Here is a 6,749-nt window from a genome sequence, read left to right as displayed (position 1 = left end):
CTATCCGGTGTCGGACGCCTGCTATCTGGCCAAGAAGCCGCTGATCACCGCCAGCGCATTGGAGCCGTCGAGCCGCACCCGGTGCTGCACCACGCGGACGTTGGGATTGAGGGCGAGGATCCGGCCGGCCGCACTGTCGGCCTTGCGGGCGCCGATGTCGGGCGTTGCGTGGATCACCTAGCGCTGCAGATTCGACAGCGTGACGATGTCGTCGTCGACGATGTCGAGCGTACCGATTCCGGCCGCGGCCAGATACATCAGCACCGGCGCGCCGAGTCCGCCGGCGCCGACCACCAGCACCCGTGCCCCCTTCAGCGCCGCCTGTCCGGGGCCGCCGACATCGCGCAGCACGATGTGGCGAGCGTAGCGTTCCAGTTCCTCGGCACTCAGCATGATCGGATGGTATCCTTCACTTCCACGGCCAGACCGGCACCGTCATCTTGAAGACGCGCATCCGGCTCATCCTTTCCAGCGTTCGAAGGTGCGATTTCCGGCGGGCGAGACATTGTGTGCGCGGTGCCGCGCGTCGAACCGGCGCAGCGTTGGCGCCGACCAAGCGGTTGTGGTTATTTGCGCATGGCGCAACGTTGCTCGGGAATTGTCATGAGATCGATGCTGGCTGCAACCCTGATCGTCGCTGGTGCCGCCACTCTGGCGGCGCATGGCGCACACGCCGCGCCAAAGCAAACCGCGGCCGCACCGCCGGCAGCGCAGACTCCTTCGGAGACGGCCAAAACGCTCGCGCAGGGCGAGCGCCAGGCGATTCAATCCGATCTCGCCTGGACCGGCGACTACAATGGCCTGATCAATGGCGAGGTGTCCGATCGGATGATCGCCGCCATCAAGCAATTCCAGACCAATCAGGGGCACAAGCCGACCGGTGTGCTCAATCCGCAGGAACGCGGGCAGCTCGCCGAGGCGGCGCGCAAGCTGCAGGCCAGCGTCGGCTGGAAGCTGATTTCCGATCCGGTCACCGGCGCGCGCATCGGCGTACCGACCCGGCTGGTGCCGCAACAGGCCTCCGACGCCAACGGCACGCGCTGGAGTTCCTCCACCGGGACGATCCAGGTCGCGTTGTCGCGGCGTAAGGAAGCGGACGTCTCGATCGCCAAGCTCGCCGAGCAGGAGAAGAAAGAGCCTGGCCGCAAGATCGAATACAGCGCGATCAAGCCGGACTTCTTCGTGCTGTCGGGGACCCAGAACCAGAAGAAGTTCTACATCCGCGGCAGCTTCAAGGATGCCGAGGTCCGCATCCTCACCGTGCTGTACGACCAAGCCACCGAAGGCACGATGCAGCCGGTCGTGGTCGCCATGTCGAGCGCCTACAATCCGTTTCCGGGCGGCGTCCAGGCCGGCCCACCGCCGCGCAAGAAGGTCGAGTATTCGACCGGCACGATCGTCAGCTCCGAGGGCGCGATCCTGGCCGATCGCGAGGCGGTCGAGGGCTGCCTGTCGATCGTGGTTGCGGGTTACGGTCCTGCCGACCTGGTCGATCGCAGCAAGGAGCACGAGCTGGCGCTGCTGCGGATCTACGGCGCGTCCGAGCTCAAGCCGCTGCCGATCGGCGGTGGCGCAGCCAAGGCCGGAGCGGTCGAGATCACAGGCGTCGCCGATCCGCAGAGCCAGGGCGGCGGCGCTGCCGTCACCACCGTCAAGGCGCAGCTCACCGTTGCCGGCACCACCGGCGGGTTGGTAGTAACGCCGCCGCCGAGCCTCGGCTTTTCCGGTGCACCGGCACGCGATGCGGAGGGACGGTTCGCGGGGCTGACGACGCTGCGTCTGCCACTGGTCGCAGGAGTGGCGGATGGCGCTGCGGCGCAGGCGACGCTGATCACCGCCGACACCGTCCGCAGCTATCTCACCGGCGTCGGCGTGAAGCAGGCCGAAGGCACCACCAAGGATGCCAAAGCGAGCGTCGTTCGCGTGATTTGCGTACGGAAGTAATTCCCGCGGACTCACTGCCTGGGTCGCCCTCACCCCAGCCCTCTCCCGCAAGCGGGAGAGGGAGCGCGTTGTGCCTGGGGCAGCTCATCGATCCCCTTTGGCGCCCGAGGTGATCCACCACATCGCCCTGCCTGCGGCCGGACTCCCTCTCCCGCTTGCGGGAGAGGGTTGGGGTGAGGGCGACGCGAGCACGTCCGAAGTGATTGATTGAATTCCCTTCACTTCTGGCACTTCGGGCACCAGAACGTCGACCGGCCGTTCTGCACGAAGCGTTGCACCGTGCCGCCGCAGCTCGGGCACGGCTTGCCTTCGCGGTCGTAAACCTTGAACGCGTGTTGGAAGTAACCGAGCTCACCGCTGGTCTGGCGGTGGTCGCGCAGCGATGAGCCGCCGGCCTTGATCGCTTCGCCCAGCACCTCGCGGATCGCCTCGGCCAGCCGCACCGCGTGGTCGGTCGGCTCCTCTTTGCGATTGGCCAGCGTCGAGGCTTTGCGCTTTGGTGACAGGTGCGCGCGAAACAGCGCCTCGCAGACATAGATGTTGCCGAGCCCGGCAACCACGCGCTGATCGAGCAGCGCGGCCTTCAGGCTGGTCTGTTTGCCGGCGCAGGCCTTCGCCAGCAGGCTGGCGTCGAACGCGTTGCCGAGCGGCTCGGGGCCGAGGCCCTTCAGATGGGGCTCGGTTTCGATCTCGCTCCGCGGAAACACCTTCATGAAGCCGAACCGGCGCGGATCGTTGAACACGATGCGGGCGCCGGACGCCATTTCGAACACCACGTGGTCGTGGGTGCGGTCCTCGCTGCGGGGATAGTGAAACTCGCCCGGCGTGGTCTCGCCATCGGCCTCGATCACCCGGAACGAGCCGGACATCCCGAGATGCATCAGCAGCACGTCGCCGCTCGACAGATCCGCCAGCAGATATTTGGCGCGCCGGCCGAGGCCGGTGACGGTCTGGCCGGTGAGCCGGGCGATGAAGTCCTTCTGCAGCGGAAACCGCAGGTTCTCCCGGTGCGCCACCGCGCGGTCGATCCGAAAGCCCTCCATCGCCGGCTGCAGCCCGCGGCGGACGGTTTCGACTTCGGGGAGTTCGGGCATCGGGCTCGCTCGGGAGGGCTTTAAGCCACTCGATTGGCTTGAATTTCAGGCGTGGTGGCGACAACCCGGCGATTGCGGCCGGCGCCGTCCGTTGTTGCATTCTACATGTGGCGTCAGCCAGTTAAGGCATTCAGGTGATAGCGCCTCCGCACCAAGCGCGCTATATGGTCCGCCGCGGACCGCCGTTTTCGTGTTTCGGGCGGCATTTGGCCTGAAAAACCGTCCGCGCGCAGGAGTTGAAGGCATGACTGAGCCGAGCGAGACCACGCATTTCGGCTATCGCGACGTTCCGCTGGACGAGAAGCAGACGCTGGTCAACGACGTGTTTCACAGCGTCGCCGGCCGCTACGACCTGATGAACGATCTGATGTCGGGCGGCATGCATCGGTTGTGGAAGGACGTGATGATCACGACCCTCAACCCGCCGCGCGACGACACGCCGTTCCGGCTGCTCGACGTTGCCGGCGGCACCGGCGACATCTCGTTCCGTGCCGCAAAGGCCTCGGGCGCCGGCTTTCACTCCACCGTCTGCGACATCAACACCGACATGCTCGAAGTCGGCCGCCAGCGCGCGGTCGAGCGCAATCTCGACGACAAGGTCGATTTCGTCGAGGGCAATGCCGAGAGCTTGCAGTTCGACGACCGCAGCTTCGACGCCTACACCATCGCGTTCGGCATCCGGAACGTGCCGCGGATTGATCTGGCGCTGAAGGAGGCCTATCGCGTCCTGAAGCCGGGCAGCCGCTTCCTGTGCCTCGAGTTCTCGTCGGTCGACGTGCCGGGCCTGTCCAAGCTGTACGATCTGTTCTCGTTCAAGGTGATCCCGGAGATCGGCCGCGTCGTCACCGGCGATGCCGACAGCTATCAGTATCTGGTCGAATCGATCCGCAAATTTCCCAAGCCGTATGATTTCGCCGAGATGATGCGCTACGCCGGCTTTGCGCGCGCCAACTGGCAGGTGATGAGCGGCGGCATCGTCGCGCTGCATTCGGGCTGGCGTTTGTGATCGCAGCACTTACTCATGTGGCGCGGCTCGGCCGCGCCGCCTTCGTGTTCGCGCGCGAGGGCGTGTTCGGCGTGGTCGATCCGGCGTTGATTCCGCCCGCCGGTCAGGTGCCGATCCGGCTGGCGCGGCTGATCGAGCGGCGCGGCGCCAAGTCCGGCCCGCGGCTGTCGCGCGCCCTGACGCGGCTCGGCCCGGCGTACTTGAAACTCGGCCAATTCCTCGCCACCCGGCCCGACGTGGTCGGCGTCGCGATGGCGCGCGATCTCGAAGCGCTGCAGGACCGGCTGCCGCCATTCTCGCAGGACGAAGCCAACGAGGTGATCGCGACCTCGCTGGAGCGGCCGCTGCGCGATCTGTTCGTCAGCCTCAGCCCCCCGGTGGCGGCCGCTTCGATCGCCCAGGTGCATCGCGGCGAGGTCGAGATCGACGGCGTCCGCAAGCAGGTCGCCGTGAAGGTGCTGCGGCCGAACGTGTCGGCGCGGTTCAGGCGCGACCTGTCGGATTTTTTCTATGTGGCCGACAAGGCCGAGCTGTATTCCGCCGAGGCGCGGCGGCTGCGGCTGGTGGAAGTCATCAACACGATGTCGCGCTCGGTCGCGATGGAGATGGATCTGCGGCTGGAAGCGGCCGCGGCGTCCGAGATGGCCGAGAACACCAAGGACGATCCGGACTTCCGCGTCCCCACCGTCGATTGGGATCGCACCAGCCACAATGTGCTGACGATGGAGTGGATCGACGGCATCCCGCTGAACGATCACGCCCGTCTGAAGGACGCCAACGTCGACACCATCGAGCTCGGCCGCAAGGTGATCCAGAGCTTCCTGCGCCATGCGCTGCGCGACGGCTTCTTCCACGCCGACATGCATCCGGGCAACCTGTTCCTGGATCGCGACGGCAAGCTGGTGGCGGTCGATTTCGGCATCATGGGGCGCCTGCTGCCGAAGGAGCGGCGCTTCCTCGCCGAGATCCTGCTCGGCTTCATCACCCGCAACTATCGCCGCGTCGCCGAGGTGCATTTCGAGGCCGGCTACGTGCCAGCGCATCACTCGGTCGAGAATTTCGCGCAGGCGATCCGTGCGATCGGCGAGCCGATCCACAATCGCACCGCCGAAGAAATCTCGATGGCCAAGCTGCTGACGCTGCTGCTCGAGGTCACCGGCCTGTTCGACATGCGGACCCGGCCGGAGTTGATCCTGTTGCAGAAGACCATGGTGGTGGTCGAAGGCGTGGCGCGGTCGTTCGATCCCAAGCTCGACATCTGGAAGGTCGCCGACCCGGTGGTGCGCGAGTGGATCCAGCGCAATCTGGGGCCGATCGGCAAGGTCGAAGGTGCGCTCGCCGGCGCCGGCGAGCTCGGCCACACCCTGACCAGCCTGCCGACCATCGTGTCGCGCGCCGTCACCGTGCTGAATCAGCTCGAGGTCATGACCAAGGACGGCTTGGTGCTGGCGCCGGAGACGATCGCTGCGATCGGCCGCACCGAGCGTGGCCGCACCCGCGGCCGGACGGTGGCGCTATGGGTGATTGCTGCGACCTTCATCGGTGTTCTGATCGCGCTGTCGCGAATGATCTGATCGCATTGCTCTCATCTCTTGAACGCAATGCCTGCGTCGATTAGCCTTGGTTCATGGCCAATCTGACGATCCGCAAGCTCGACGACGTCCTCAAAGCCGAACTCCGCCAACGAGCGGCTGCCAATGGCCGCTCGATGGAAGACGAAGTTCGGGTGATCCTGCGCGACGCCTGCCACAGGCGGCTCGGCTTCGCAGAGCCTTCGTCGGCCGACTCTTCCGTGCCCTCAGTCCCGACGCCGGAAGATCCGCCGGAAGGCGCTCGCGCCCAGCCGCAGCAGGGCGGCGCGCGGGTGGCGCTGGTCGGCGGCGGCATTGCGGCCTACAAGGCGATGGACCTGATCAGCCGGCTGAAGGATCGCGGTGCCGATGTCCGTGTGGTGCTGACCAAGGCGGCCCAGCAGTTCGTCACCCCGCTGACCGCGAGCGCGCTGTCGCATCAGCGCTGCTACACCGATCTGTTCGACCCCTCGAGCGAGTTCGATGCCGGGCACATCCGCCTTGCCCGCGACTGTGACCTGATCGTCGTCGCGCCGGCGACCGCCGACCTGATGGCCAAGATCGCCGGCGGTCATGCCGATGACCTTGCGACCGCGATTCTGCTCGCCACCAACCGCCAGATCCTGCTGGCACCGGCGATGAACCCGCTGATGTGGAATAACGCCGCGACCCGGCGCAACGTCGCCCAGCTCAAGCAGGACGGCGTCGCGATGGTCGGCCCCAATGCCGGCGAGATGGCCGAACGCGGCGAGGCCGGCGTCGGCCGGATGGCGGAGCCGATCGAGATCGCCGCCGCGGCCGAAGCCCTGTGGCGGCCGCAGCCGCCGAAGCCGCTGCTCGGCAAGCGCGTGCTGATCACCGCAGGCCCGACCCATGAGCCGATTGATCCGGTGCGCTACATCGCCAACCGCTCGTCCGGCAAACAGGGCTACGCCATCGCGGCTGCGGCGGCCGCCGCTGGCGCCGAGGTGTCGCTGATTTCCGGTCCGGTCGAACTACGGGCGCCGGCGGGTGTCGATCTCACCCGCGTGGAGTCGGCGCGCGAGATGCTTGCTGCCGTTCAATCGGCGCTGCCGGCCGATGTGGCGATCTTCCCCGCCGCCGTCGCAGACTGGCGTGTTGCCAGCGAAGGGA

5 protein-coding genes and 1 pseudogene are annotated in these 6,749 nt (G+C 66.8%); 4 read left to right on the top strand and 2 right to left on the bottom strand.

What is annotated here, in order from left to right:
- Positions 1 to 33: 33 nt before the first annotated feature.
- Positions 34 to 393 (bottom strand): annotated as a pseudogene (locus tag DYI24_RS18050) (HesA/MoeB/ThiF family protein); the annotation flags it as partial.
- A 210-nt stretch (positions 394 to 603) separates the two neighbouring features.
- On the opposite strand from DYI24_RS18050, the gene DYI24_RS18045 reads away from it, so the two are divergent.
- Positions 604 to 1,944, top strand: coding sequence for a peptidoglycan-binding protein (locus DYI24_RS18045; protein ID WP_164573284.1), 1,341 nt, complete (start codon positions 604 to 606; stop codon positions 1,942 to 1,944).
- Between the two features lie 218 nt (positions 1,945 to 2,162).
- On the opposite strand, the gene mutM is transcribed toward DYI24_RS18045, so the two are convergent.
- Positions 2,163 to 3,038, bottom strand: coding sequence for a bifunctional DNA-formamidopyrimidine glycosylase/DNA-(apurinic or apyrimidinic site) lyase (gene mutM, locus DYI24_RS18040; protein WP_164573283.1), 876 nt, complete (start codon positions 3,036 to 3,038; stop codon positions 2,163 to 2,165).
- Positions 3,039 to 3,282: 244 nt separating this feature from the next.
- Here mutM and ubiE point away from each other — a divergent pair, with 244 nt between their 5' ends.
- The 3 genes from ubiE to coaBC all read left to right on the top strand — a co-directional run.
- Positions 3,283 to 4,044, top strand: a complete 762-nt coding sequence (gene ubiE, locus DYI24_RS18035) for a bifunctional demethylmenaquinone methyltransferase/2-methoxy-6-polyprenyl-1,4-benzoquinol methylase UbiE (RefSeq protein ID WP_164573282.1) — start codon at positions 3,283 to 3,285, stop codon at positions 4,042 to 4,044.
- Complete coding sequence (ubiB, locus tag DYI24_RS18030) at positions 4,041 to 5,618, top strand: 2-polyprenylphenol 6-hydroxylase (RefSeq protein ID WP_164573281.1); 1,578 nt, start codon at positions 4,041 to 4,043, stop codon at positions 5,616 to 5,618. Before ubiE ends, ubiB begins: the two co-directional genes overlap by 4 nt.
- Before the next feature lie 53 nt (positions 5,619 to 5,671).
- A partial coding sequence (gene coaBC, locus DYI24_RS18025) for a bifunctional phosphopantothenoylcysteine decarboxylase/phosphopantothenate--cysteine ligase CoaBC (protein ID WP_164573280.1) occupies positions 5,672 to 6,749 on the top strand: 1,078 nt, incomplete at its 3' end.

The sequence above is a fragment of the Rhodopseudomonas sp. BR0C11 genome (assembly GCF_010820945.1).
Taxonomy (GTDB): Bacteria; Pseudomonadota; Alphaproteobacteria; order Rhizobiales; family Xanthobacteraceae; genus Rhodopseudomonas; species Rhodopseudomonas palustris_H.
This window is presented reverse-complemented; position numbering and strand designations above follow the sequence as displayed.

What these genes read in the sequence shown, in the direction of transcription:
- mutM (WP_164573283.1), bottom strand. Translation starts at nt 3,038, where the DNA reads ATGCCCGAACTCCCCGAAGTCGAAACCGTCCGCCGCGGGCTGCAGCCG.
- DYI24_RS18045 (WP_164573284.1), top strand. Translation starts at nt 604, where the DNA reads ATGAGATCGATGCTGGCTGCAACCCTGATCGTCGCTGGTGCCGCCACT.
- ubiE (WP_164573282.1), top strand. Translation starts at nt 3,283, where the DNA reads ATGACTGAGCCGAGCGAGACCACGCATTTCGGCTATCGCGACGTTCCG.